This is a genomic window from Serratia sp. CY47280 (assembly GCF_052168655.1).
Lineage (GTDB): Bacteria > Pseudomonadota > Gammaproteobacteria > Enterobacterales > Enterobacteriaceae > Serratia > Serratia bockelmannii.
The window spans coordinates 96,332-122,829 of sequence record NZ_JBJNMG010000004.1 but is presented as its reverse complement, the minus strand read 5'-3'; the positions used below and the strand labels follow the sequence as shown (position 1 = coordinate 122,829).

Annotated in this window: 24 protein-coding genes and 1 tRNA gene; 9 read left to right on the top strand and 16 right to left on the bottom strand. The window is 59.1% G+C overall.

The features are described 5' to 3' along the window. Window positions 1-8 precede the first annotated feature (8 nt). Window positions 9-440 carry a universal stress protein gene (locus tag ACJ8J4_RS17525; protein ID WP_021504132.1) on the bottom strand — a complete coding sequence of 144 codons (432 nt, stop codon included), beginning with the start codon at window positions 438-440 and terminating at the stop codon, window positions 9-11. A gap of 716 nt (window positions 441-1,156) precedes the next feature. On the opposite strand from ACJ8J4_RS17525, the gene ACJ8J4_RS17520 reads away from it, so the two are divergent. The 3 genes from ACJ8J4_RS17520 to ACJ8J4_RS17510 all read left to right on the top strand — a co-directional run bounded on the left by ACJ8J4_RS17520 (window position 1,157) and on the right by ACJ8J4_RS17510 (window position 5,053). Continuing rightward, window positions 1,157-1,375 carry a biofilm development regulator YmgB/AriR family protein gene (locus tag ACJ8J4_RS17520; protein ID WP_021504133.1) on the top strand — a complete coding sequence of 73 codons (219 nt, stop codon included), beginning with the start codon at window positions 1,157-1,159 and terminating at the stop codon, window positions 1,373-1,375. Window positions 1,376-1,732: 357 nt separating this feature from the next. Then, window positions 1,733-3,730 carry a BCCT family transporter gene (locus tag ACJ8J4_RS17515; protein WP_021504134.1) on the top strand — a complete coding sequence of 666 codons (1,998 nt, stop codon included), beginning with the start codon at window positions 1,733-1,735 and terminating at the stop codon, window positions 3,728-3,730. Window positions 3,731-3,790: 60 nt separating this feature from the next. Further along, on the top strand, window positions 3,791-5,053 hold the full coding sequence (locus ACJ8J4_RS17510; RefSeq protein WP_021504135.1) for a DUF2254 domain-containing protein: 1,263 nt from the start codon (window positions 3,791-3,793) through the stop codon (window positions 5,051-5,053). Between the two features lie 779 nt (window positions 5,054-5,832). On the opposite strand, the gene ACJ8J4_RS17505 is transcribed toward ACJ8J4_RS17510, so the two are convergent. The 4 genes from ACJ8J4_RS17505 to ACJ8J4_RS17490 form a co-directional block, all read right to left on the bottom strand. Next, window positions 5,833-7,005, bottom strand: a complete 1,173-nt coding sequence (locus ACJ8J4_RS17505) for a tyrosine-type recombinase/integrase (RefSeq protein ID WP_021504136.1) — start codon at window positions 7,003-7,005, stop codon at window positions 5,833-5,835. A 162-nt stretch (window positions 7,006-7,167) separates the two neighbouring features. After that, a tRNA-Sec gene (locus ACJ8J4_RS17500) sits at window positions 7,168-7,262 on the bottom strand. A 98-nt stretch (window positions 7,263-7,360) separates the two neighbouring features. Continuing rightward, complete coding sequence (locus ACJ8J4_RS17495) at window positions 7,361-8,704, bottom strand: esterase-like activity of phytase family protein (protein WP_148123025.1); 1,344 nt, start codon at window positions 8,702-8,704, stop codon at window positions 7,361-7,363. Between the two features lie 75 nt (window positions 8,705-8,779). Further along, entirely contained in the window at window positions 8,780-9,979 is a 1,200-nt protein-coding gene (locus tag ACJ8J4_RS17490) for a cyanate transporter (protein WP_442516091.1), read from the bottom strand. Window positions 9,980-10,105: 126 nt separating this feature from the next. On the opposite strand from ACJ8J4_RS17490, the gene ACJ8J4_RS17485 reads away from it, so the two are divergent. Next, window positions 10,106-10,960, top strand: a complete 855-nt coding sequence (locus ACJ8J4_RS17485) for a LysR family transcriptional regulator (protein ID WP_442516090.1) — start codon at window positions 10,106-10,108, stop codon at window positions 10,958-10,960. A 6-nt stretch (window positions 10,961-10,966) separates the two neighbouring features. Here the strand turns inward: ACJ8J4_RS17485 and ACJ8J4_RS17480 are convergent, their stop codons facing one another. Both ACJ8J4_RS17480 and ACJ8J4_RS17475 read right to left on the bottom strand, forming a co-directional pair. Continuing rightward, a complete protein-coding gene (locus ACJ8J4_RS17480; protein ID WP_164068291.1) occupies window positions 10,967-11,407 on the bottom strand; it encodes a DNA-binding protein in 441 nt (146 codons plus the stop codon). Next, the gene (locus tag ACJ8J4_RS17475; protein ID WP_164068293.1) at window positions 11,358-11,978 is read right to left on the bottom strand and encodes a nucleotidyltransferase domain-containing protein; all 621 of its coding nucleotides are present in this window, start codon (window positions 11,976-11,978) and stop codon (window positions 11,358-11,360) included. The genes ACJ8J4_RS17480 and ACJ8J4_RS17475 overlap by 50 nt, the downstream gene beginning before the upstream one ends. A 207-nt stretch (window positions 11,979-12,185) precedes the next feature. Here ACJ8J4_RS17475 and ACJ8J4_RS17470 point away from each other — a divergent pair, with 207 nt between their 5' ends. The 3 genes from ACJ8J4_RS17470 (at window position 12,186) to ACJ8J4_RS17460 (ending at window position 15,152) form a co-directional block, all read left to right on the top strand. Further along, window positions 12,186-13,574 carry an amidohydrolase family protein gene (locus ACJ8J4_RS17470; RefSeq protein ID WP_164068295.1) on the top strand — a complete coding sequence of 463 codons (1,389 nt, stop codon included), beginning with the start codon at window positions 12,186-12,188 and terminating at the stop codon, window positions 13,572-13,574. A 100-nt stretch (window positions 13,575-13,674) separates the two neighbouring features. Then, entirely contained in the window at window positions 13,675-14,226 is a 552-nt protein-coding gene (locus ACJ8J4_RS17465) for a cysteine hydrolase family protein (protein WP_060448350.1), read from the top strand. 2 nt (window positions 14,227-14,228) lie between these two features. Then, window positions 14,229-15,152: a GlxA family transcriptional regulator gene (locus ACJ8J4_RS17460; RefSeq protein ID WP_101452792.1), complete on the top strand. Its 924-nt coding sequence runs from the start codon at window positions 14,229-14,231 to the stop codon at window positions 15,150-15,152. Here ACJ8J4_RS17460 and ACJ8J4_RS17455 read toward each other — a convergent pair. Next, window positions 15,147-16,139, bottom strand: coding sequence for an acyltransferase (locus ACJ8J4_RS17455; protein WP_049209017.1), 993 nt, complete (start codon window positions 16,137-16,139; stop codon window positions 15,147-15,149). The two genes, ACJ8J4_RS17460 and ACJ8J4_RS17455, sit on opposite strands and share 6 nt — an antisense overlap. A gap of 217 nt (window positions 16,140-16,356) precedes the next feature. Here ACJ8J4_RS17455 and ACJ8J4_RS17450 point away from each other — a divergent pair, with 217 nt between their 5' ends. After that, window positions 16,357-17,604 carry an MFS transporter gene (locus ACJ8J4_RS17450; protein ID WP_049204735.1) on the top strand — a complete coding sequence of 416 codons (1,248 nt, stop codon included), beginning with the start codon at window positions 16,357-16,359 and terminating at the stop codon, window positions 17,602-17,604. A 54-nt stretch (window positions 17,605-17,658) separates the two neighbouring features. Here the strand turns inward: ACJ8J4_RS17450 and ACJ8J4_RS17445 are convergent, their stop codons facing one another. Then, window positions 17,659-18,285 (bottom strand): LysE family translocator, encoded by a 627-nt coding sequence (locus ACJ8J4_RS17445; RefSeq protein WP_049209018.1) that lies wholly within the window; start codon window positions 18,283-18,285, stop codon window positions 17,659-17,661. Window positions 18,286-18,406: 121 nt separating this feature from the next. Between ACJ8J4_RS17445 and ACJ8J4_RS17440 the strand changes: the two genes are divergently transcribed. After that, window positions 18,407-19,318, top strand: a complete 912-nt coding sequence (locus ACJ8J4_RS17440; RefSeq protein ID WP_049209019.1) for a LysR family transcriptional regulator — start codon at window positions 18,407-18,409, stop codon at window positions 19,316-19,318. Here the strand turns inward: ACJ8J4_RS17440 and selB are convergent. The 7 genes from selB to fdxH form a co-directional block, all read right to left on the bottom strand. Continuing rightward, window positions 19,308-21,164: a selenocysteine-specific translation elongation factor gene (selB, locus tag ACJ8J4_RS17435; RefSeq protein WP_197765115.1), complete on the bottom strand. Its 1,857-nt coding sequence runs from the start codon at window positions 21,162-21,164 to the stop codon at window positions 19,308-19,310. The genes ACJ8J4_RS17440 and selB overlap by 11 nt on opposite strands. Then, complete coding sequence (gene selA, locus ACJ8J4_RS17430) at window positions 21,161-22,555, bottom strand: L-seryl-tRNA(Sec) selenium transferase (RefSeq protein ID WP_043140778.1); 1,395 nt, start codon at window positions 22,553-22,555, stop codon at window positions 21,161-21,163. Before selA ends, selB begins: the two co-directional genes overlap by 4 nt. A gap of 69 nt (window positions 22,556-22,624) precedes the next feature. Next, the gene (locus ACJ8J4_RS17425) at window positions 22,625-23,230 is read right to left on the bottom strand and encodes a glutathione S-transferase (protein ID WP_025304792.1); all 606 of its coding nucleotides are present in this window, start codon (window positions 23,228-23,230) and stop codon (window positions 22,625-22,627) included. 40 nt (window positions 23,231-23,270) lie between these two features. Continuing rightward, window positions 23,271-23,918 carry a DcrB-related protein gene (locus ACJ8J4_RS17420; RefSeq protein ID WP_025304791.1) on the bottom strand — a complete coding sequence of 216 codons (648 nt, stop codon included), beginning with the start codon at window positions 23,916-23,918 and terminating at the stop codon, window positions 23,271-23,273. A gap of 114 nt (window positions 23,919-24,032) precedes the next feature. Further along, the gene (gene fdhE, locus ACJ8J4_RS17415) at window positions 24,033-24,962 is read right to left on the bottom strand and encodes a formate dehydrogenase accessory protein FdhE (RefSeq protein ID WP_025304790.1); all 930 of its coding nucleotides are present in this window, start codon (window positions 24,960-24,962) and stop codon (window positions 24,033-24,035) included. Beyond that, complete coding sequence (fdoI, locus tag ACJ8J4_RS17410; protein ID WP_004934017.1) at window positions 24,962-25,597, bottom strand: formate dehydrogenase cytochrome b556 subunit; 636 nt, start codon at window positions 25,595-25,597, stop codon at window positions 24,962-24,964. Before fdoI ends, fdhE begins: the two co-directional genes overlap by 1 nt. After that, entirely contained in the window at window positions 25,594-26,496 is a 903-nt protein-coding gene (gene fdxH / locus ACJ8J4_RS17405; RefSeq protein ID WP_442516089.1) for a formate dehydrogenase subunit beta, read from the bottom strand. The genes fdoI and fdxH overlap by 4 nt, the downstream gene beginning before the upstream one ends. Window positions 26,497-26,498: the final 2 nt, after the last annotated feature.

The following is a 26,498-nucleotide window of genomic DNA, read 5'->3' as shown; positions in this document are numbered from 1 at the left end:
AAAGCCTCCTATTCGCTTTGCAATGGAATGACTAAAATATCAACATCCAGATTATTAATCGCTTTACGCGTCGTAGATAAGATATTACTCCAAACATCATGATGGTGGCCAAAAATGAGTAAGTCTATTCCTCGCTCACGAATTTCTCTCTTCAACTCAGGAAGCAACTCGCCGCTAACTACAATGACGTCCGGTATAGGATAAGATGAGCAGAGTGCAAGATCCGCTAACTGCTTTTTAATTTGAACCTCAGCAGGCATTTCACCGCTGTAGTGATTCGTCTGAAGACCCAACGCCGAATAATAAGGCGCATGATGAATATCGACATGAATTAATGACAGCTTCGCATTGTACGCATTGGCTAACACTGCGCCTTTTTCCAATAAACTCTGGTTATCTCCATTGAGATCAACCGCAATCACAATATGTTGGTAACTCATGGTGCCCTCCCGAGTGCCTTACCCAGTTCAGAGTGCTGCCCCACGAAACCGTCCGTTGTAAATGGGATTTACTGATTAGTTTAGTACAGAAATCATTTTGCATCTGCTATTTGAAAGCTAGGCCAAAAGACAAATCAGTCTATATTGATGCATCCTTCTTCATTTCTTGCTGGTCGCAGCCATTGCTTTCGTTGCGAGTCAATGAGTCAAAACAGCCGAAAAAAACATTGAAAAACTAGCAAAGTCATCACATTAGCGGCCAACACCGCTAGTATATGGCTCTCACTTTGCCAATTTCATAGCTTATATTTTCTTAAGCATCTCTCTTTATCCTTGTTCACCTTCTCTATGTAGGGTACTGTCGCCAATCGACGACAAACAGCCTCTTATCGTCAAAATCAGGAAATTCATGTAGCTAGCATCATCACCTTTCCCGCCTCAGTGCGGGATTTTTTTATGAGGTTTATCCCAAACTTCCTAGTCAAGCCTCATTCTAACTTGCCCAGCAATAGGAATACTCCTAACCTAAAAGGGTCATTCGGGGTTGTCCCCCCTTGTAATACTTGATTTGTGGGAATGGCTTCTCTTAGCCCGCTCTAGCGGGCTTTCCATTAAACAACAACTGGTTGGAGATCCTTTAACCTATGACAAGTGCTTGCCCACACTCAAGTACTTGCCCAGGCTAATGAAGCGAGGTCGCTCGCTTTGGAGGTATTATGAGTATCCATTATCTTACCGACAACGATGCACAGCAGTTGGATGAAATGGAGAAAGTGCTCGGTCGATGCGTGATTGATCTCATCGTTCGAAAACGGACTATCAACACAGCAAACATCCTGTCACAGCTAGTTAAAGAGATGGAAAAAACGCCAGATAACCATCAGTTTCTGCTATATCGAACCGCTTTAGAGTTCGTTGGCACGTTGACCAAATAACATCGGGGATATCCATTATGAAAAGTGATTTAGCGACTGCAATAACCATTGGAAGCTTACTGCTATTTATACTATTAATCGGTTCACCACTCACCCTTACATCACTGATGCCATAGAAAAATATAACGTAAAGACAATAAGAAAACCCAATATTCAGTGGGTTTTCTTATTATTTGCCACCTCAGCCATATAATCCACCAATCTACTTATAACTGTTTTTGTATTACAAAACACTCGACTGTGGCACACACGCCATAGATACGTCACCTGCAAAGACAAGAGAAATCTTGCTACAATAGTGTCGATTACACCTCTCATCTGGGGCCGTGTTTACACAAAATGGAATGAACAAAACATATGAGTGAGACCGATACTATCCCAAAGACTTCAAAGAGCCAGATTAACAAAGCGGTATTTATCACGTCTGCTTTGTTAATTTTTCTTCTAGTCGCGTTTGCAGCAATCTTCCCTGATATTGCTGACAGGAACTTTAAAATCCTGCAACAGCAAATCTTCACAAATGCCAGTTGGTTTTACATTTTGGCTGTCGCACTAATACTTCTTAGCGTAACATTTCTTGGGCTATCACGTTATGGTGACATAAAACTCGGGCCAGATCATGCTCAGCCTGATTTTAGTTATCATTCCTGGTTCGCGATGCTTTTTTCTGCCGGGATGGGTATAGGGCTAATGTTCTTTGGAGTGGCGGAGCCTGTCATGCACTATCTTTCCCCTCCGGTCGGATCGCCCGAAACCATTGAAGCAGCCAAGCAAGCGATGCGCCTGACGTTTTTCCATTGGGGGCTTCATGCCTGGGCTATCTATGCAATTGTAGCGTTGATTCTGGCCTTTTTCAGCTATCGTCATGGCCTACCGCTCACGCTTCGTTCCGCTCTCTATCCTATAATTGGTGACCGCATACATGGCCCCATCGGCCATGCTGTCGATATTTTTGCCGTTATTGGCACCGTCTTCGGGGTGGCCACCTCTTTAGGATATGGTGTATTGCAGGTAAATGCTGGACTTAACCATCTCTTTGGCGTTCCGATTAATGAAACCGTTCAGGTTATATTGATCATTATCATTACCGGGCTTGCCACAATATCTGTGGTTTCCGGTCTGGATAAAGGTATACGCATACTCTCTGAACTTAATCTTGGTTTGGCCTTATTGCTGCTGACACTGGTCTTGCTATTAGGGCCAACAGTTTTGTTGTTAAAGTCTTTCGTCGAAAATACAGGTGGCTATCTTTCTGAGCTGGTCAGTAAAACATTCAATCTGTATGCCTATGAGCCTAAATCCAGCAACTGGCTGGGCGGTTGGACATTATTGTATTGGGGATGGTGGTTATCTTGGTCTCCTTTTGTGGGGATGTTTATCGCTCGAGTTTCTCGTGGCAGAACAATACGAGAATTTGTTACTGGTGTCCTGTTCGTTCCTGCGGGGTTCACACTTATGTGGATGACCGTATTTGGCAACAGCGCCATATATCTCATCATGACTCAGGGTGCAACTGACCTCGCAACGACCGTGCAACAGGATGTGGCTCTGGCCCTGTTTAACTTTCTTGAGCACTTTCCATTCTCTACCGTACTTTCGTTTATTGCCATGGCAATGGTGATTGTTTTCTTTGTGACCTCGGCCGATTCCGGCGCCATGGTGGTCGATACCCTGGCTTCTGGTGGCTCAAGCAATACTCCGGTCTGGCAGCGAATTTTTTGGGCATCGCTGATGGGCATTGTCGCTATCGCACTTCTGGTCGCAGGTGGGCTGAGTGCGCTGCAAACGGTCACGATTGCCAGCGCACTGCCGTTTTCGGTGATCCTGCTGATTTCAATATATGGATTGCTCAAGGCATTGCGCCGCGACCTTACTAAAAAAGAGAGCCAAAGCATGGCTACCATTGCGCCGACTGCAGCGCGTAATCCGATACCATGGCAGCGTAGATTGCGTAATATTGCCTACCTGCCTAAACGCTCACTCGTCAAACGTTTCATGGATGACGTTATTCAACCAGCAATGGGACTTGTCCAGGAAGAGTTGAATAAGCAAGGTACACTCAGTCACATCAACGACACTCATGATGATCGCATTCATCTTGAAGTTGATTTGGGAAATGAGCTCAACTTCATCTATGAGGTCAGACTGCGTGGCTATAATTCACCCACGTTTGCGCTTGCCGCACTGGATAATGATGAACAGCAGGCCGAACAACACAAATATTATCGTGCCGAAGTCTATCTGAAGGAAGGTGGGCAGAACTATGATGTTATGGGCTGGAATCAGGAACAATTAATCAACGATATTCTTGACCAGTATGAAAAACATCTTCATTTTCTGCATCTGGTTCGCTAATTCGATAAAGATTGCCCCTTGGGGCAATCTTTTCTGACAAAGGACGAAAAGGAGCGTGCAATGATTTCTCGCTGGCAATGGGTAGTGGGACAAACCTTTAAAAAGCTCTGGTTTAGAGCGACGTTGTTCGCCATAGCCGCCGTTGTCACTGCACTGATCTCGATCCTTTTTAAGTCGATGATACCACCATCATTTTCAGTAAAAGTCGGGGCCGAAGCCGTCGACAATATCTTGAACATTCTTGCGTCCAGTATGCTGGCAGTTACTACGTTCTCTTTGAGTATTATGGTGACAGCATATGGCTCTGCCACAACAAATGTGACTCCTCGAGCAACCAGGCTGGTTGTCGAAGATGTGACGACCCAAAACGTGCTGGCGACGTTCATTGGTTCTTTTCTTTTCAGCCTTGTCGGCATTATTGCACTCAACATGGGGGCTTACGGTGAAAGAGGCAGAGTGATTTTATTTGCAGTAACTCTGGTGGTTATCGCCCTTATCTTAATAACTCTTCTCCGCTGGATACAGCATTTAACGTCTCTTGGCCGAGTAGGAGAAACAACGGCCCGAGTAGAGCGGGCCGCTATAGAAGCTTTCATTTCTCGGGCTCAGGATCCTTGTTTAGGCGGGTATCCCTGGCTTGAAAGTGACACTCAACCTGCGGGGACGATTGCAGTTTATCCGAAAGATATCGGTTACATTGAACATATCGATATCGGTAAGCTAGCCTCCGCACTCTCCGACAGTCCCGTTCATGTCTATCTGGTTGGCCAACCTGGCAGTTTTGTGCATCCTTCGCACCCCGTGATGTATGTCACCAACAACGCTAACAGCAAACTTATTCCTGATGTATTGTCAACGCTCAGCATTTCAGATGTGCGTTCATTTAATCAGGATCCCAGATTCTGCCTATGCGTACTGGCAGAGATTGCCTGCCGAGCACTCTCTCCGGCTGTAAATGATCCGGGCACAGCTATTGATGTCATTGGACGAGGAGTCAGAGTGCTGTCGGAATATGGGCGACATATAGACCAGAAAAATACCGTTCGCTATCCGGCTATTCATATCTCTCCTCTTTCCACCTTCAACCTGCTTGACGACTTTTTTTCACCGATTGCCCGCGATGGCGCCGCTATGCGAGAAGTTCAGCTAAGGTTGCTGAAGGGGATAGCGATGCTCAGCCAGGCATGGCCGGACCTTTATGCCTCAGCAGCCGGTGTTCATGCCAGGGAAGTGCTGCAGTATATTGAAAAAGCGAGCTATATCAGTTCGGATAAAGCGCGAATTATGGAAACCTATCAAAAGCTGTTTAACTCTATCGGATGAAACCGTTTAACTGCGTGCAGTTCACAGTACATTCCCCCTGTCATCCTTATAGGCCGGGGGAAATCCGTCGCTCCCCCTCCCCGCATACCGATAAGTATCGTAGCAAAGCTACCAGCTCAAACTCCCTGATAGAACGCCATTCGCAGTCGCGTCTTTTACAGCGAACCTCAGAACTGCATTACCCACAATCCATGATTCTGATACGAGATTGTATAGAAAAACGTTGAGGGAAAAACATGCAATACAGGGCTAGCCAGAGAAGAGAACTTTTCTTCATCGGTGAAGAGTAGTGAACACTCGTGAATAGCTAAAAAGCAACTAATCACCACTTTATCTATTGATTTATATTATCTTTATAAGAAAGTGAACAGTAGTGAATAGTTTTACAGGAACTAAAATCTTTCATTGTGAATTGCTCATAGAGAGGTATTTGAAAAACAGCCTTATCTACTTCCATAACTGGATGAAACGTCATCACTGCTGCAGTGATACCTTTTACTCAGCACATCCATTTTCGAGATACCTGATGAAAATACTGCCGCAGATACTATGAAAAGAAGCTCTTTTCCTGGCTAGCCTTCGCCAAAGAGCACATGCATGTATAAGGTGCATGAATCTGCATGCAAAAAATTGCATTTTTTACCCCCTGTGGCTCCAGCAATGGCGCAGCCTGCGGCCTCTCATGCACCTGCATGAAAAGCGACATATAAAGCGGGCAGGCGAGGCGGGGGTAGCATTGCGCGCCAGGGGGTTTTAACGATTTATTGGCGGTAAGAGTGCTAGGCCAGGCCCGCGATAAAGTCGGCGTACCACTGCAACATGTCACGACGCTTCTCAAGGTACTGGGCATGGTTGTAAGTGCCACGAATGCCGTTCTTGTCTACGTGGGCGAGCTGCACCTCTATCCAGGCAGAGTCAAACCCTTGCTCATGCAATATAGTAGACATCGTATGCCTGAAACCGTGGCCGGTGGCTCGCCCCTTATATCCAAGCAGCTCTATTACCTGATTCACGCTTTCTTTACTTATGGGTTTCCTACGATTATTTCGTCCAATGAAGATGTAAGGGTAATGACCGGTTATCGGGTGTAACTGTTTAAGTAATTCAACCGCCTGGGTAGAAAGCGGCACAATGTGCGGGCGGCGCATCTTCATACGTTCGGCGGGAATCTCCCAAATAGCACGCTCAAAATCGATCTCTTCCCACGTGGCAAAACGCATTTCTTGCGTGCGGACTCCAGTCAACATGACAATCTTCGCTGCATTCTTAGTGATGATGCTACCGGTATATCCTTCCAAATCCTTAACAAAGTAAGGTAGTTCCTCGGCCAAGAGGAACGGATGGTGCTTTTGCTTAGGTACGGCCAGCGCACTGGCGAGATCTGGGGCTGGGTTATATTCTGCCCTACCGGTAATAATAGCGTAGCGGAAGACTTCTCCGCAGCGCTGGCGAACCTTACGGGTTTTCTCCAATGCTCCGCGCTTCTCAATGCGCCGCAGCACTTCCAGTAGCTCTAAGGGCTTAATTTCTGCAATCGGACGTTGACCAATGTACGGAAACACATCCTGCTCAAAGGTGCGCATGATTTCTTCTCTGTAAGCCAGAGTCCACCGGTCAGCCTTATTCGTGTGCCATTCACGGCTAATCGCTTCAAAGGAGTTCTCGACAGAAAGCTTCTGAGCGAGCTTTTGCGCCTTTTTCTCGGCTACTGGATCAATGCCATTCGCAACCTGCTTACGGGCCTCCCCACGCTTTTCTCGCGCGTCTGCCAGCGTTACCAAGGGATAGGTGCCAAAGGACATCAGCTTGGCTTTTCCGGCATAGCGATAGCGAAAACGCCAACCTTTACTCCCATCAGTATTGATAAGAAGGGACAGGCCTTGGCCGTCGTTGAGGGTGTAGGGTTTTTCCTGCGGTTTGGAACGTCGAATTTGTATGTCAGTTAGAAGCATGTGTATAAGTGGATTCTGCGTATAAAAATGTTATACGCACCATTATACACATTTATCTCGGATTCAGGCGGTTATACACGGACTCCAGCGGACAAGGAAACCATATAATCAATTGATTTTATACATTTTAATGGACTTTTCAGGAAGTACTCGGACAAGTTTTGGCGGAAGATCACAGGAGTCGAACCTGCCCAGGACCGCTGGCGGCCCCAACCGGATTTGAAGTCCGGCCGCCCCACCGGGGACGAGGATCTTCCTTGGAGAAGAGAAGAAGCAAGGCGCTGATTATAGCGTAGTTTGTTCGTTGCGCTAAGCGGGAAATGGCGGCCGCCGGCGATTCGGCGGCCGGGGAGCGCTACTTCAGGAAATCCTTCACGTCCAGCAGGATGAACTCGTTGTCATCCGCCATATTGGGCTGGCGGCTGGAGGAGAACGGGAAGTTATTGTCGTTACCGACGATGATGTGGTTGGCGTCCACCACGTCCACGTTCTCGATGGTGAAGAACGGGAAGGTCAGCACGCCGTCGTTCAGCGGCTTGCGCGCCAGCTTGTTCGGATCCTGAATGTTCATCAGGTCGATATAGCCCAGTTTTTCGACCGGTTTGCCGACGTTGGCGTCCGAGAAGGCGATTTTATACACCCGCTTGAACTTGGCCACCTGGCTGAAGCAGTTGTCGGTCGGCGCGCCGGCGGCGCAGGCTTTATCCGGCGTGCCTTCGCCGTTGTCGCGCTCGATCACCAGCCCGTGGGTGGCGTCGATCATGTTGAAGTCGCCGATGGCGTTCTGGTTGTCTTCCAGCACGTACTGCCAGCTGCGGCCGGTCCAGGCCTGCTGTTTGACGTCGAACTCCAGTACCCGCAGGTAGCGTTTACCGCCGACGTTCTCGAACTGCTCGCCGTCCCACAGCGCCCCTTCCAGCAGCGGGTACAGCTTGCTGCCGTCCGGCGAGGCGGCCATGCCTTCAAAGCCTTTGGAGCGCGCCACCTGGAAGTTCTGCTTGCCGTCCGGCGCGCCCGGCAGGGTCAGCGTCGGGTTGTCCGGCGATTTCACCACCTTGCCGTCTACCTGGGTGTCGAACACTGCCAGCACCTTGCCGTTCAGGTCGGCCTTGATCAGGTAAGGCCCGAACTCTTCACCGATCCACAAGGCATCATCGGCAAACTGGAAGCTTTCCGGATCGAAATCACTGCCGGTCAGATAACGTTTCTCGGTGCTTTCGTTGATGATGTGAAACGGCACCTTTTTATCCGGATCGTGCAGGAACACCGTCTTCAGCGGCGCGACCGTGCCGTCTTTGAAATCGATCTTGTAGTGGTTGAGGTACAGCATGGCGTCCGGGGAGTTGGCCTTGCTGCCGAAGCCGTTGTCGGTTAGCACCCAGTAGGTGCCGTCGGGCATGTGTTTGATGCCGGAGTGGCCCTGCAGCGGCTGGCCGTTGATCGGCAGGCCGAGGCCGGTCAGGCGATCGGCGGATTTGCCCGCCACGCTGCCCAGCTCGGTGACGCGTTTGCCGCTGGTGTATTTGCCGCTCTGCTGCAGATCGCTCGGCGCGTCCTTCGGCGTGGAAACGGCGGACTTCACCGGCAGCAGCGCATGCCCGGCCAGCGTCGCTTGCACCGGCTGCGCGTCGGCCCACAGGTTGGCGCTCAGCGCCATGCAGCCGACCAGCAGCGCCAACCGGGTTTTGGTGTTGTGCATGTCATTGTCCCTTTTCGTTGTTATCGCCCAGAAGTAAAAGCAACGTCACTATAGGGAGCGGCAATGACAGAAATATTATTCGGCGAACGCCCGTCGGTAGCTGTGCGGGTGGAAGCGCCAGGTGATGGCGATCAGCACCACCACCAGCAGCGCGTGGATCTGCCAGTCCAGCACGAAGCCGCCGCTGTAGTCGCGCAGCAGGCCGGAAAGGTAAGGCGTGACGCCCGCCAGCAGGAAGCCGACGCCCTGCATAAAGGCCACCAGTCGCCCGGCCGCCGCCGGCTGGTGCAGGTGATCGAGCGCCAGCACCAGGCACAGCGGGAACGCGCCGCCCAGCCCCAGCCCGGAAAGCAACACCCACAGCCACGGCAGCGTCTGCGGCAGATAAATCAGGCCGATAAAGCCGATCAGCTGCATCATCAGCGCCAGCAACAGCAGCGGCCGCCGGTCATGATTGCGCGCCAGCGCCGGCAGCAGCAGCGCCCCCACCACCTGGCCAAAGGTCATCAACGCCAGCAGCGAACCGCCGGCCTGCGGCTGCCAGCCGAGCTGCATGTAATACGGCGGCAGCCAGGCGATCAGGCTGGTATAGCCGCCGTTGATCAGGCCGAAATAGGCGCCGAGCAGCCAGGCGCGCCGGTTGCGCAGCAGGCCTGGCCCGCGGTGTTCTCCCGCCGCGCCCAGGCGAGACAGCCCGCGGCTGACCGGCCACCAGGCCACTAGCGCCACCAGGGCCGGCAACGCCCACCAGGCCAGCGCGCTGTGCCAGTCGTGCCCTACGCTCATCAGCCACGGGGTGATCGCCGCCCCCAACCCGCCGCCGCCCATCAGCGCCGCCGACCACAGCCCGGCCACCAGCGCCATGCTTTTAAGGAAGTGATGCTTGATGATGCCGGGCATCACCGCCTGGATCACCCCGATACCGAGCCCGCCCAGCACCGCGCTCATCAGCAGCTGCACGCTGCCGGGAGCCAGTTCGCGCCAAAGCGCGCCCAGCCCGCTCGCCAGCAGGCTCAACGTCACGGCGCTGCGTTCGCTGAACAGCCGATTGATGGCGCCGCCCGCCAGCGCCATCAGCCCCATCATCAGCACCGGCAGCGTGGTCAACAGCGCCGCGCCGCCAAAACTCAGCCCGGTGGCCTGGCGCAGCGTCGGCAGCAACGGGCCGATCGAGGTCAACAGCGGCCGCATGTTCAGGCCGATCAACACCAGCGCCAGCAACAGAGGGTTGAGCCAGCGGCGCGGGGAAGGTGAATTAACAGAATGATTTAACACGGTATATTCCTGGTACTGCGAAATGAAGAGTGCGGCGTCACAGCGCGATCGCCGCAGCGTTGCGTTACTGTAGGCAACGCCGCTAGTATTGGGAAATTAAATAATAAAATAGCCAACAGTGGGAAAATGAATCGCTACCCGATGTTCAATCCGCAGCTGCTGCTCAGCTTCGTCGCCGTATGCGACAGCAACAGCTTCACCCGCGCCGCAGAGCGGGTGTTTTTGTCGCAGTCCACCGTTAACCAGCAGGTACGCCGGCTGGAAGAGATGCTGGGCAAGCCGCTGTTTGAGCGCTCCTCGCATCAGGTGCTGCTGACCGAAGAAGGCGTCAAGCTGTTGAGCTACGCGCGCCGCATTATCGCGCTAAATGAAGAAGCCCACGACGCGCTGACCGGCATCTGGCGCGACGGCGTGCTGCGGATCGGCATGCCGGAAGATTTCGCCGTGCCCACCACCGAGCTGCTGGCCGACTTCAGCCGTGAGCACCCGCACCTGCGGCTGGACGTCGCCAGCGGCCTGAGCGCCGATCTGCACAGCGCCTACGCGCGTGAAGAGCTGGATCTGATCCTGGTGAAACAGCGCCGCCGGCAACCGCCGCGCGCCGCGCGGCCGGAACCGCTGCTGTGGCTGGACAGCCTGGCCTTCCCGGCCATCGAGCAATCGCCGGTGCCGCTGGCGGTGTTTCCGCTCAACGGCCTATACCGCGACGAGCTGTGCCAGGCGCTCGACAACCTCGGCAAACGCTGGCGCATCGGCTACAGCAGCGCCAGCCTGGCGGCGCTGACCGCCGCTTCGGCCGCCGGGCTGGGCGTCACCCTGCTGCCGGCCGGCTGCCGTCTGCCCGCGCACCGGGTGCTGGGCGGAGCCGAAGGATTGCCGCCGATAGACAGCTTCGAACTGGCGCTCTACTACCGCGACGGCGCCCCTGCCGCCACGCTGGCGCTGGCCCAGCGGCTAACGGTGTTTTGCGGGTTGAAATGAGACCGCTTACGCCACTATCTGCGGATATTCGCGCTGCAGCCAGTCGATAATCCGTACCCACAGCGCTTCTGTCTGCTCAAGGCAAGCTTGTACCGCCGCGTCCGTCACCAAGTCGCCGGAATAATCCGCCACGTTGCGCTGTTTTCGCAATGCATCCAGGCAGATCATTGCCTCGCGCGGCAACCCTACAGTGAGCGGCAACGTTTGGATCATGGTCTGGTGATGGCCAGGCCTGCTGGTCAGCGTGCGGTATCCTTTGGCTTGCAAAGCGGCATTGGCCATTTGCATGACCGCTTTATATGCCGTGTCGAAACGGCTCTCATTGCTGAACTGAGTGATACCCGCATCGCGTCGGTTGCGAGCGGCGGCGGCCAGCAGTTTTTTAATCGCCCCCGCGTCAGGCGTTATCACCTCCAGTCCCAGCCCGACCAGATTGTCCAGCGTCATCCTTGTCTCCCGCAATCCAGAGTTGGGGTTTCTGCATAATGTCCTGAATAAACGCGGAGTTCTCGGCCAAAGCCGCTCGCCACTCTTCCGGCGAGTACAGTTTGGGGTTAATTTCCCGACCCAGCGTTGCCTGCAGCGGATAAACCGCCTGAATCACCTCCGCAAAAGACAGTTTACCGACGATCAGAACATCGATATCACTGGCCGCCGTCACTTTGCCACTGGCGACGGAACCAAAGATGAAAGCCCGTTCGATGTCCTCCCCAAATCCTGCCAGCACCTGCCGTAAGCGCGCAGCCGGGCCGCAGGTCTTGCGGAAAATCGCCGCCAGCTCGGGAAAAATCAGGCAATCGGCGTTAGCCTGATAGCAAATTTGGTTGCCCTGCCGCTGCCTGAGCAAGATGCCGCCTTCAGCCAGCCGGCTCAACTCTTTATGTAAAGTCCCGGCCTGAGTTGCGGTGCGCCGCGCAATTTCTCGCACATGAAACGCCTGCCCGGCTTCAATAAACAGCAGGCTTAGCACTTTTCTACGGTATTCGCTGAACAGTAATTCGAGCATCGGATCGTGCATCACGCTGACCTCAATGTAGCTTTAATGACTACAAATGTAGCCATTAAAGCTACGAAAGAGCAAGCCAAGAGCACCATTCCGCCGGCAGACGCCGATCATTACCAAATCGAATAGTCACCAGTGGCAAATGTCGCTGCCAACCGGTCGGTTCCTCTCCTAAATTGGGGGATATTTTCACTCCCTCACCTCTGGATTAAGGAACCGAACGTGGAAAATCCTCAGCAACCGGGCCGCAGAGCCTTCCTCAGCCAAACCGGCAAACTCACCACCGCCTGCGCGGTGATCGGCCTGACCGGCGGCATGGCGCAGGCCGCTTCGCCTGGCGGCGAGCCGTGTGCGCCAACGCCGATGACCCTGACCGATCGTCACTACTGCCTGAGCGAGGTGCGGCTGGAAGACGGCTTTGAATACGACGGCGAAACGGTGATCGGCACCCGCACCGCGCTGTACACCCTGGAGATCAAAGACGGCAAGATCGCCGCCATTCACGCCGCCAACGCCGCGTTGCCGGCCGGCGTGCCCCGCTATAAGGCGCAGGGCCGGCTGCTGCTGCCGGCATTTCGCGATATGCACATCCACCTGGACAAAACCTTCTACAGCGGCCCGTGGCAGGCGCCGCGCCCGCGCCAGGGCAAAACCATCATGGACATGATCGCGCTGGAGCAGACGCTGATCCCGACACTGCTGCCCACCTCGCAGCAACGGGCGGAAAACCTGATCGCCTTGCTGCAGTCCAAAGGCAGCACCGTGGCGCGCAGCCATTGCAATATCGATCCGGTCAGCGGCCTGAAAAGCCTGGAGCACCTGCAGCGCGCGCTGGAAAACCACCGGGCGGATTTTAGCTGTGAAATCGTCGCCTTCCCGCAGCACGGTCTGTTGCACTCCAAGGTCGATGCGCTGATGCGCGAAGCGATGCAGATGGGCGTGCAGTACGTCGGCGGTCTCGATCCGACCAACGTCGACGGCGCGATGGAGAAATCGCTCGACGCCATGTTCCAGATCGCCCTCGATACCGGCAAAGGCGTGGATATCCACCTGCATGAAACCAGCCCGGCCGGGGTCGCCGCCATCAACTACATGATCGCCACCGTGGAGAAAAACCCGGCGCTGCGCGGCAAGGTCACCATCAGCCACGCTTTCGCCCTGACCACGTTGACGCCGGGCGAACTGGCGGAAACCGCCACCCGGCTGGCGGCGCAGCAGATCACCATCGCCTCCACGGTGCCGATCGGCGGCCTGATGATGCCGCTGCCGCAGCTCAGTGAGAAAGGGGTGTTCGTGATGACCGGCACCGACAGCGTGATCGACCACTGGTCGCCGTTCGGCACCGGCGACATCCTGGAGAAGGCCAATCTGTACGCCCAGCTGTACCGCGGTTCCGACGAGTATCACCTGTCGCGCGCCATGGCCATCTCCACCGGCGGCGTGCTGCCGCTGGACGATAAGGGGCAGCGCGCCTGGCCGAAAGCCGGCGATGCCGCCGAGTTCGTGCTGGTCAACGCCAGCTGTTCCGCCGAGGCGGTCGCCCGTCTGCCGGCGCGCAGCGCCACCTTCCATCAGGGGCGCCTGGTCGCCGGCCAGGTGAGCAAAGCCTAAGGTCGGTCCGTTGTTGTCATCATGATGGCCGTTTTTGGCCTTCTGCCAGAGTAAGGCGCGGCGCAAGATGGTCGCTACACACACTGGCGGAGGGCCGAAAATGTCACAGAGCGCGTTATTGATCATCGATGTCCAGCAATCATTCCAGCACCGTCCATTCTGGCAGGAGGACGATTTGCCGGCGTTTCAACAGGCGCTGACCCGCCTGATTGCGGGCTGCCGACAGCGCGGCGCGGCCCTGGTCGACGTGCTGCACGTTTCGCCGCAAGGGCCGTTCTCACTGGCTTCAGGTCATGTGCAGCGCCTGCCGTTCCTCACCCACCAGGCGGATATCACCGTGCACAAGCATGTGCACAATGCGCTGACCGAATCCGGCCTCGACGCCTGGCTGCGCGAGCGGGACATCAACCACCTGATCGTCTCCGGCATCCGCACCGAACAATGCTGCGAAACCACCACCCGGGTGGCGTCCGATCTCGGTTATCGGGTGACTTTCGTCACCGAGGCGACGTTAACCTTCCCGATGCGCCATCCCGACGGTGAAATCTTTACCCCCGCGCAGTTGAAGCGGCATACTGAAACCGTACTGGTCGATCGTTTCGCCCGCATCGCCAGCGTGGATGAGGCGCTGGCGCAACTCGCACAGGAGTAATCATGTCGCAGGCCGTCTATTTTCTGCTGTTGCCCAACGTGCTGTCGCTGGACGTCAGCGGCCCGGCGGAAACCCTGCGCCTCGCCGGGCAGTTCAGCCTGCGTTACCTCAGCCCGGCGCCGCAGATCGTCTGCTCCATCGGCATGACGCTGAGCGGCCTGCAGCCGTTGCCCGAACGCCTGGAAGACGGCGCCATCCTGGTGCTGCCGGGCGTCGGCGATTCGCAGCGCTATTTCGCCGGAGAGGAGGCCGAGCAGGCGCGCCGCTGGCTGGCGACGCTGCGGCCCGATCTGCAACGGCAGCGCATCACCCTGGTGTGCATCTGTTCCGGCGCGCTGCTGGCGGCGCAGGCCGGGCTGCTCGACGGCTATCAGTGCACCACCCACCACGACGTCATCGAACGTATCCGTCTCCAGGCGCCGGCGGCGCAGGTGAAAGAGAACCGCATCTTCGTCGAAGACCGTGGCGTCTACACCAGCGCGGGCATCACCACCGGCATCGATTTGGCGCTGCACCTGGTCCACCGCCACTGCGGCTCCGGCCGGGCGCGCGACGTCGCACGCGACATGGTGGTTTATTTCCGCCGCGCCGGCGACGATCCGCAGCTGTCGCCCTGGCTGCGCTACCGCAACCACCTGCACCCGGCGGTGCACCGCGCGCAGGACGTGATGGCCGCCGAGCCGGAGGCCGACTGGTCAGTGCCGCAGATAGCGGAGAAAGCGCACGTCAGCAGCCGCCACCTAGCGCGGCTGTTTCGCAACCACGTTGGCATCAGCGTGCGGGAGTATCATGAGCAGCTGCGGCTGGCGGTGGCGCAACAGCGCCTGCAGCAAGGATATGGCTTGGAGAAGGCCGCGCTGGCGGCCGGTTTTTCCTCCGGGCGGCAACTGCGCCGCGCCCAGCAGCGCCAGCGCTCGCCGCTATGACACCAGCCGGCGGGTATCCAGCCGCTGCAGGCCGACAGACAGCAGCAGGCTGCCCCCCAGCGCCACGCCGAACACCCAGAAGATATCCAGCAGCGGGTGGCCGGTGAAATCCAGGTGCCGATTGCGCATCACGTTGACGATAAGGGCGTGAAAACCGTAGATCGCCAGCGAATGGCGGGAAAATACGCTCAGCCAGCCGATCGGCTGCGGCAGACAGTGTTTCACCCACACCAGCAGCGCCACCGCCGCCATAAACACCAGCGGGCCGCTGTAGATGTAGTAGGTATCGGCGAAGTTGCCGTTGATGAACAGCTGATGTTTGGTGCCGCGTGCGATCAGCGCCACGCACAGCGCAAATCCCAACGCCGCCAGCCAGCCCACGGCGCGCCCGCGCGCCTCCATCATGCCAATCGCCCGTCCGGCCAGCGCATACAGCAGGTAGTAGAAGGTATCGCCGTAGATATACAGGTTAACCGGCAGCAGGTGCGCGTTGCCGAAGGTCAGCTTGTCGGTATTCGGGTTGGCGATCGCCGCCAACACCACCAGCGCGGCGGCCAGGGCGTAGCGCGACACCGGTTTGACGCTGATCAGCGGCGACAGCAGGTAAATCACCGCGATGGCGTAGAAAAACCACAGATGATAGAACACCGGCTTTTGCAACATGCCGCGCAGCGATGGCCAGAAACCGATCTTGGTAAAGGCCGCGATGTAGATCAGCGCAATGGCGCTGTAGAACAGAATGCAGCAGACGATGCGGGTGAAATGCCGGCGGCCGGCGCTCTTTTCGCCGAAGAACAGGTAGCCGGAAATCATAAAGAACAGTGGCACCGATACGCGCGACAGCGAGTTCAGCACGTTGGCGATGTCCCAGTTGTGCAACCCTATTGCCACGCCGTTGGTGACGTAATAGGTGGTGGCGTGGATCATCACCACCATCATGCACGCCATCGCCCGCAGGTTGTCTATCCAGCCGATTTTCTCGCTCAAACGCTCGCCCGATCTTGTGTCATATTGATATGTTAAGAAGAGGTTATCGGGCACGGCGTTCGGCGACAACCCAAAAGCGAAATATCAGAATGCACTTAAACAACACCTTATGATTGCGAAGGTGAACAATTGGCGGCAAAATAGCCGCCATAACTCGCTCAGTTTGCGCTTCCCGCCCTGGCAGTTCCTTTTTCTCTTTTACTATCAGTACAATAATATGAAAACGACATTACCACCTGCGGCACGTTTGGGCCGACAGGCGCTTTTATTCCCTCTTTGTTTGGTGCTGTTCGAGTTCGCCACCTATATCGGCAACGATATGATTCAGCCGGGCATGCTGGCCGTCGTGGCGGATTTCAACGCCGGCGAAGAGTGGGTACCGACCTCGATGACCGCCTATCTGGCCGGCGGCATCTTCCTGCAGTGGCTGCTCGGGCCGCTGTCGGATCGCCGCGGCCGTCGCCCAGTGATGCTGGCCGGGGTGGCGTTCTTTATCGTCTCCTGCCTGGCGATCCTGCTGGTCACCACCATCGAGCAGTTCATCGCCATGCGTTTCCTGCAGGGCATCGGCCTGTGCTTTATCGGCGCGGTCGGCTACGCCACCATCCAGGAGTCGTTTGAAGAATCGGTGTGCATCAAAATCACCGCCCTGATGGCCAACGTGGCGCTGATCGCCCCGCTGCTCGGGCCGCTGGCCGGCGCGGCGCTGATCCACGTCGCGCCGTGGCAGAGCATGTTCGTGCTGTTTGCGGCGCTGGCGGCCATCGCCTTCTACGGCCTGTGGAAAGCCATGCCGGAAACCGCCACGCTGCAGGGCGAGGCGTTTTCCGCCGCCAATCTGTGGCGTGACTACCGCCAGGTGCTGGGCAACCGCCGCTTCCTGTGCGGCGCGCTGGCGATCGGTTTCGCCAGCCTGCCGCTGCTGGCCTGGATCGCCCAGTCACCGGTGATCCTGATCAGCGGGGAGTCGCTGTCGACCCTGGACTACGGCCTGCTGCAAATCCCGGTGTTCGGCGCGCTGATCCTCGGTAACCTGACGCTGGCGCGCCTGACCGGCAAGAACAGCGTGGAGCGCCTGATCAAGCTGGGCGCGGGCCCGATGCTGCTGGGGCTGCTGATCGCCGCGCTGGCGACCCAGTTCTCCAGCCACGCCTACCTGTGGATGACCGCCGGCCTGAGCCTGTACGCCTTCGGCATCGGCCTCGCCAACGCCGGGCTGTACCGCCTGACGCTGTTCTCCAGCAACGTCAGCAAAGGCACCGTGTCGGCCACTATGGGCATGCTGAGCATGATGGTATTCACCGTCGGCATCGAGCTGGCCAAGGTCGCCTACGTCTGGGGCGGCAGCGGGCTGTTCAACCTGTTCAACCTCATCAGCGGCCTGTGCTGGCTGACGCTGGTGGCGCTGTTCCTCGGCAAACGCCGCAACGGCGACCCCACACCGCAGCCGACCGGCGCGGTGTAAACGCGACGATAAAACGCCGGTCCGGTTTCCCGACCGGCGTTTTTTTATGCGGCCTCAGCCGAGCAGCTCCCACAGCGCATACCCCGCTCCCACTACCGCCACCCCCAACAGCAGCAACGCCGACAGGACAGAGATCGCCCGCCGCGCGCGCTGCAGCGCCGTTCCCGACAGCAGGGTGATATAGGCCAGCAAGATGGCGAAATCCGCCAGCACCCACAGCGCGGTCAGCAGCGTCAGGCTGGCGCCGACCGAAGGGGTGACGGCGATAAACAGCGGAAAAAAGGCGACGAAGAAGATGATGTCCTTGGGATTGGCGATGCCTACCAGAAAACCGTTTGCGATCGCCGAGCGTTTTTGCGACGGTGCAACGGGCTGCGCATCGGGGGTTCGTGCGGATAAATCCTCATACAGCGAGGCGATCGCCATGCGGCCGATAAACAGGCAGCCCAGCAGGCCTATCCACTGCAGCAAGCGCATATCCACCGCGAACAGCCCGGTGACAACCAGCGCGGCAATACCGATCAGCAACAAAGAGGCCCCATTGCTTCCCAGCGCGGTCAACAGCGCGCGCCGGGCGCCAAAGCGCGCCGCGGTGTTGGCGACCATCATCACCACCGGCCCTGGCGTGGCGATCAGCAAGAAAATGGCGGCGAAATACGCCGCCAGCAACGACAGGTTCATCTTTATTTCACTCACATTCAGGCGGTTGGCGTCGGATCATTATGATGCCGTAGCCCCCGCCTTGAAAAAGGAGTAATCCTGTCGTTTACTGTGAGCCAGACTCATTCTTAGAGACGCCGCGATGGCCAGTTCCCTTCCGCCGCTTTACGCTCTGCGCGCCTTCGAGAGCGCCGCCCGCACCGGCTCGTTCACGCTGGCCGCCGACGAGCTGCATCTCACCCCCAGCGCCGTCAGCAAGCACATCAAAACGCTGGAGCAGCACTTCGGCTGTCGGCTGTTCCAGCGCAACGGCCCACGCATCGAGGTCACTCCGCAGGGAAAAATCTTCGCCGCCGAGCTGCAGCAAGGGTTTGGCCGCATCGAACAAGCCTGCGAGCTGTTCAGAAGCCACCGCGATCTGCTGCGGATGAAGGCGCCCTCCACCCTGACCCTACGCTGGCTGCTGGACTGCCTGAGCCGATTCCGGCAAACGGCGCAGGCGTTCGAGGTGCAGGCAGCCAGCGTGTGGATGGACATCGACAGCGTGGATTTTTTCAGCGAACCCTACGACTGCGCCATCCTGCTCGGCAACGGCCATTTCGGCGCCAATACCGCCGCCGCCAAGCTGTTCGACGAATGGCTGATCCCAATTTGCGCCCCCGCGCTGCTCGCCGACGCGCAGCGCGATCTCGCCACCTGCCCGCTGATCCATCCTTCGCCCGATCGGCGCGACTGGCGACGCTGGCTGCAAAAAAGCGGCATCGCGGCCCCGATCGATCTCACACGCGGCCAGGTATTTGATTCACTGGAACAGGGCAACGCGGCGGCCATCGCCGGGCACGGCGTCTCGATCGGCGATCTGGCGCTGAGCCTGCGGACGATGGAGGAGGGGTTATTGGCGCTGCCTTGTGACGCCGCCGTGCGTACCGGCGACGGTTACTATCTGGTTTGGCCGGAAGAATCGGCAAAACGGCCGCTGATCGAACGTTTACAGGCGTTTCTCACCGCCCAAACGCCCGACGTCAGCCGGGCCGCCGTCAGGTTTATCGGGTAGGGGACTCGCTACCGAACAGCCCGCCGTCGCGCAGCAGATGCTCGTTGCCCTTGCGGCGGGTAAAGCCGCTGCGATCGAAGAACTCCAGCACCTGGATCGCCAGCTTGCGCCCGACGCCGAGCCGATCGCGGAAATCGGCGGCGTTGGCGCCCCCGCGCTCCGCATCCAGCTCGCGGATCAGCGCCGCGAACTGATCGATGCGCCGGCTGAGGTAGTAGCGATCCACCACCACCGCCGTCACATGGCCCAGTTGAGCCGCCTTGCGCAGCAGCGCCCGTACCCGGCTCTCTTCCTCGCCCAGTTCGCTCGCCAGATCGCGCACCCACCACGGCTCGTCGCCGAACAGCGGTTCGATGCGCGCCCACAGCGGCGCCTCGTCGGCGCTGAACGCCAGGCCGTGTTCCGGCAAGTGCAGCCAGCCGCGCGTATTGCGCAGCGCGCCGGCCTTCAGCAGCCGATCGATCATCATAAACACCAGCGCTTCCGGCTGCTGAGGCAGCGCCATGCGCCGCAGGCGGGCGCGTCCTAAGCCCAGCTGATCGGCGTGCTGTTGGTGATACTCCGCCAGCACCTGCAGCAGGCGGCTTTCCGCCTGCTGCACCTGATCCTGCGCCAGAGCCCGGTCACCGACGATCAGCAGATCGCGGTTCGCCAGCAGTGCCGCCAGGCCGTCGTCGGTCAACTGACGCGCCCAGGCGAACGCCACCAGCGACAACGCGCCGTGCGGCAGCTCAAGCGCCAGCGCCCGCGCGTCGTCCTGCGCCTGCGCCAAGGCCTGCAGCCATGCCAGATAGTCCGGCTGACGCTTGCCGCGCTTGGGCGCATTCAGCCTGAGCACCCGGGCCGCGCCCAGCGTTTGCCGCGCGCCGATATCGCGCAGCACCAGCCGATCGTTTTCCGCCAGCCACAGCGGGCGATCGAGGATCAGTTCCGCCAGTCCGTCGTTCAGCAGCGAAATGCGCCCGGTGATGTGGCTGGCGGCATGGTGCAGATGCAGCGGCTGCCAATGGCGGATCGGCCGATCCGTCTCCAGCGCCACCAGAATGCGTTCCGCCGCTTCGGGCGGACGCTGCGCCAGCAGCCAATCACCGCGCGCGATCCGCTCTTTATCGGCATCGCCGCTGATGTTAAGCGCGATGCGTTGCCCGGCCTGCGCCTGTTCCACGGTTTGATTCTGGGCATGCAGGCCGCGCACCCGCACCGGCGCGTCGGCGCCGGTCAGCCACAGCGTATCCCCCACCTTCACCCGGCCGCCGAGCGCGGTGCCGGTCACCACCAGCCCCGCCCCTTTGACGCTGAACGCACGGTCTACCGCCAGGCGAAAACGGCGCGTCAGCGCGTGCTCGCCGGGCGACAGCGCCAGCAAATGCGCGCGTAGCGCCTCGATGCCCTCTCCCGCCGCCGCCGCGGTGACAAACAGCGGCGCATCGGGCCAGCCCTGGCGCGCCAGCTCATCACGCACTTGGCGGCGTACCTCGTCAACACGCGCCGCCTCCACCCGGTCGGCCTTGGTCAGCGCCACCGTCAGCGCCGGGCGCCCGCTCAGGCGCAGGATCGCCAAATGCTCGCGGGTCTGCGCCATCACGCCATCATCGCAGGCCACCACCAGTAGCGCATGGTCAATGCCGCCGACGCCCGCCAGCATATTGGCGAGGAATTTCTCGTGGCCGGGCACGTCGATAAAGCCCAACACCCGGCCATCCGGCTGCGGCCAGTAGGCGTAGCCCAGATCGATGGTCATGCCGCGGCGCTTCTCTTCCGGCAGGCGATCCGCATTGATCCCCGAGATCGCCTGCAGCAGGGTGGTTTTGCCATGATCGACATGGCCGGCGGTGGCGATGATCATGATGCGCTCAACGCGTCGATCAGCGCCCCTTCCTGTTCCAGACAGCGCAGATCCAGCCACAGCCGGCCGTCGCCGAGGCGGCCGATCACCGGCTGCGGCAGGCGGCGCCAGCGCTCAGCCAACGCTTCCAGCGTGGCGCCGCGGCCGTCGCGCGGCGTGAAGGTCAGCGCATAGCTGGGCAGGCGATCCACCGGCAGCGAACCGCTGCCAATCTGCGACCAGCACGGTTCGGCGCGCAGGTCGAAATCGGCGGTAAACCGTGGCGTCAGCGCCGTCAGCAGCCGCTCGGCCGCCTGTTGCATCTCCTGCTGCGGGCGGGTCAGCAGCCGCAGCGTCGGCAGCTGCTCAGCCAGTTTTTCCGGCTGCAGATAGAGCCGCAGCGTGGCCTCCAGGGCCGCCAGCGTCAGCTTGCCGACGCGCAGCGCGCGCTTGAGCGGGTGCTGCTGCAGGCGCGCGATCAGCGCCTTTTTGCCGACGATGATGCCGGCCTGCGGGCCACCCAGCAGCTTATCGCCGGAGAACGTCACCAGATCGACGCCGGCGGCCAGCAGCCGCTGCGGCATCGGTTCGGCGGGCAGGCCGTACTGCGCCATATCGATCAGTGAGCCGCTGCCCAGATCGGTGGCGGTCGGCACGCCCTGTTCGGCCCCGAGCTGCGCCAGTTCAGCCTCGTCGACCGCCGCGGTAAAGCCCTGAATGCTGTAGTTGCTGGTGTGCACTTTCATCAACAGGCCAGTCTGCTCGCTGATGGCCTGGCGGTAATCTTTCAGATGGGTGCGGTTGGTGGTGCCGACTTCCACCAATTGGCAGCCGGCCTGACGCATCACGTCGGGAATGCGAAACGCGCCGCCGATTTCCACCAGCTCGCCGCGCGACACCACTACCTCTTTGCCGGGGGCGATCGCCGCCAACATCAGCAATACCGCCGCCGCGTTGTTATTGACGATGCAGGCGTCTTCCGCGCCCGTCAGCCGGCACAGCAGACTCGCCACAGCCCGATCGCGATGACCGCGCCCGGCGCCGTCCAGATCGTACTCCAGCGTCACCGCCTCTCCCATCACCGCGCTGACCGCGTCCTTCACCGGCTGCGCCAGCAGGGCGCGCCCGAGGTTGGTGTGCAGCACGGTGCCGCTGAGGTTGAACACCGGCAATAACGCCGGGCGTTGCTGCCGGGCCAGCTCCGCCCGCAGCGCCTGCGGCCAGTCGCCGCACCAGGCCGGTAAACGTTGCTGTTGCTTGATAGCGTCACGCGCCTGGGCCTGCAGCCGGCGCAACAGTTCGCCGATCAGCGTCTGGCCATGCTGAGCCACCAGCGGTTCAATCGCGGGTTCACGCAGCAGACGGTCGATGGCGGGCAGTTGACTGTAAAGAAGGTGGGATTCAGTGCTCATGGTCGCTCGGTTTTCAATTTAGACGTATCGGCATAGCAAAACCCCGCCGCGGCGGGGAGAAAAGAACGTTCAGGGCGGTGCCGTGCGGGCGAAACTTTCGCGGGCGAACAGGCGTTCGGCCAGCTTGACCAGCGCCGGACGTTGGACGCACCAGTTGGGCAGAATGTGGCGGAAATTGAGGTAGCCCAACGCGCAGCCGGTGGCGATATCCGCCAGCGTCAGCCGCTCGGCATTGAGCCACGTTTTTTCCTGCGCCAGCGCCTCCAATGCGTCCAGGCCCTGCGTCAGCTTGTCACGCTGGCGCAGCATCCAGTTTTCGTCCTGCTTTTCCGGCGCGCGCCGGCTTTCGCGGAACAGCGTCGCCGCCGCTTCAGTCACGCCGTCCGCCAGTGCCGCCACCCGGCGGACGCGCAGCGCGGTGGCGCGATCGGCCGGCAAAAACGCCGGCTCCACCGTCAGCAGTTCGAGGTATTCGGCCACGATCGGCGAGTCGTAAAACACCTCGCCATCATCAGCGATCAGCACCGGTACTTTGCCGAGCGGGTTCAGCTCCTTCACCCGGCTGCCGGGCTCATACGGCGGATCGTTGACGAATTCAAACGCGATCCCCTTCTCCAGCAGCATCACGGAAATCTTGCGCACAAAGGGGCTGGTGTAACTGCCGATAAGCTTCATCCGGTCTCCTCCGCTTCGTCCTGGCCGCGGCGCAATGCCCTTACTTCACCGCCAGAGTATCGATAATCCGCTGCACCAGCGCCTGATGCACTTCCGGCGTTTTGGCCGGCGACAGCATTTGCAGCGTCACTACTCGCTTGTTGAACACCGTCAACACCAGGGTGGAAACCACCTTTTGCCCGTTGACGGTCTGCTCGGTATCCACCCGGCGAAACTTTTGTTTGCCGACGGTGAAATTCTCTTCTTTGGTGGTCTGGATATTCTGATAGCGCTCGGCCAGCACCGTGATGGCGCTCTGCGTCAGCTCTTTCAGCATTTTGTCGCTGGTGTTGATCTTCATTCCGTCCGGCGGGATCACTTCGGACGAAACCGCGCTCTGGCGCGACTTGCCATCGAGGAAGCGCTGGATGGTGGAGGTACTGTCATTGACGATGCCGCTGTTCAGCGTTTGATCGCTAAAGCCTGGCGGCAACTCGAAGGTGATTTTGCCCTTCTGCAGCGACACGTTCAGCCCCGGCGGCGCGGGCGGGGTTTCTACCGGCGCAGGCGGCGGTGGCGCGGGCTGCGTCACGGTCGGTTTGGTATCCGGTGGCGGCACCGCCGGTTTGGTGTCGTCCTTGTTGTCGCAGGCCGCCAGTCCGATCGCCAGCACGGCGACCGCGGTCAGTTTTGCCAGGGTGTTTAACATCGTGGTTCCTTTCGCTTGGCGCGTCATGGCCTAAACGTAGCAACTCGCCCGGGCGAATGCCAGAAGCCCGTTCTTAAATTGCGGGTCCGGCCCCGCGCGAACGGGGCCGGGCGGTTACTCCGCCGGGAACAGGAACGGATTGATGCTGCTGCGGCCGAAGCCTTCCTCTTCCATGCGGGCGTCCAGCACCAGCGAAGCCAGATCGTCGGCCACCGCTTCAACCTGCGGGTCTTTTTCCTGATAGAGGATCTTCAGGTAAGTGCCGCAGTCGCCGCAGCTTTCCGCCTTCACCGCCGCCTGCTCGCTGTCCAGCGACCAGTAGTTGAGATCGCGGGTCTGCTCGCAGTTGCTGCACTTCACCCGCACCACGTGCCATTCGCTTTCGCACAGGTTGCAGTGCAGGTAGCGCAGGCCGTTAACGGTGCCGATATGCACCATGCTGGAAACCGGGATGCTGCCGCACACCGGGCAGAACTGGCGCTGCTCGCCGTATTCGGCGCGCGCCTTGCCGGGGATCAGGCTGGCCATCTGCGCCCAATAGAGCGACAGCGCGGCCCAGAGGAACGGCGCCTTCTCGCTGCCCACCTTGCCGAACTCGCGGTTGAGCAAGGCGTCGGCCATCAGCTCCAGCTCGTGCGCCGAGGCCTTCTCCAGGTTGTCCAGCACCGCCAGAATGTGCTCCGGCGCCTGCGGACGCAGCTCGGCGATCAGCGACGTCAGCAGCTTGCGCCAGTGCTCGCTGCGCGGGAACACGCTCAGATCGAGCGGCGGTTTGCCGCTGGCGGCGCCCTGCGCCAACGCTTCGCTCAGATCGAGCGCCAGCGGATTATCGTGCAGCGCATGCTGCTGCGCCTGCGCCAGTTCGGCGGCGAAGTTAAGGTAGTCGCCCAGCGGGTTGTCGACCGCCAGCTGACGCAGACGGTCAGCGCGGCGGCTGTACAGGCTTTTCAGGTTGGCGAAAAGTAACGGCGGGATGTTCTCCGCCGTTGTGGACTTCTCACGCTGTGCCCCTAACTGCTCTTTAGGAACGATGCGGATACTCATCAGGGTTTATCTTCCTGTCGTTTCTCGCGGACCTCACGGTACCAGCGCGGATGATGTTTCTTGGCCCAGGCCGCCGGCACCCAGCCTTCCACCATCGCGGTAATGGTGCCTTTTACCCACAATGCGGCGTAAATGTGCACCATAATCACGATGATAAGGCCGACCGCGGCCAGCGAATGCACCAGCAGCGCGATGCGGATCAGCGGGATGGAGAACGACGGCGCAAAATACGGCCGCCAGATCACCACGCCACTGGCCAGCAGCAGCACCAGGCTGATAATCGCCGCCCAGAACACGCACTTCTGGCCGAAATTATAGCGCCCGGTGTCACCCACTTCCTCGTTCATGGCGATTTTGTGGATGTTCTTGGCCCAGACGATATCTTCCCGGTTGATCAGGTTATGCTTCCAGTAGCGCAGGAACATCAGCAGGAACGCGGCAAACATGATCACCCCGACAAACGGGTGCAGAATGCGCGCCAGCTGCGGCGTCCCGAAGATGTTCATCAGCCAGTTGAAGGAGGGGAAGAAGAACCCCAGCCCGCTGATGGCGGCGAACACGAAGCAAAACGCCACGATCCAGTGGTTGATGCGCTCCGGTGCGCTGTAACGCTGAATGGGCTTTTCCTTTCTCATTTGCGCGTCTCCTCGTCGTGCGACTCGTCGTGCTCGTCCTCATCCTCGACGCGGTTAGGCCCGACGCCGACATAGTGGAACACGCTGGCCGCGAAGGTGGCGGCAAAACCGATGGCCGCCAGGGGTTTCCACACGCCCTTCCAGAAGGTCACCGCCGGGCTGATGCTCGGGTTGTCCGGCAAACCGTGGTACAGCTGCGGTTTGTCGGCTTGGTGCAACACGTACATCACGTGCGTGCCGCCCACCCCTGCCGGATCGTACAGACCGGCGTTCTGGTAGCCGCGGGTGTTCAGCTCGCTGACGCGATCCGCCGCCACCTGCTTCATCGCTTCCTTGGTACCGAAGTGAATGGCGCCGGTCGGGCAGGTTTTCACGCAGGCCGGTTCCTGGCCGACGTCCACGCGGTCGACGCACAGGGTGCACTTGTACACCCGGTTGTCGTCCTTGTTCATGCGCGGCACGTCGAACGGGCAGCCGGCGATGCAGTAGCCGCAGCCGATGCAGTGCTCGGATTGGAAGTCGACGATGCCGTTGGCGTACTGAATGATCGCGCCTTCCGACGGACAGGCCTTCAGGCAGCCCGGATCGGCGCAGTGCATGCAGCCATCCTTGCGGATCAGCCATTCCAGCTTGCCGTTTTCCTCCACCTCGGAGAAGCGCATCACCGTCCACGACTTGGCGGTCAGATCGGCGGGGTTATCGTACACCCCGACGTTGTGCCCCACTTCGTCGCGGATGTCGTTCCATTCGGAACAGGCCACCTGACAGGCCTTGCAGCCGATACAGGTGGTGACATCGATCAGTTTGGCCACTTCTTCCTGGTGGTCACGGGCGCGCGGCGCCGGCGTGAAACCATTGGTGGCGGATTTACGAATGATGTCTTGAGATTGCATGGCCATGA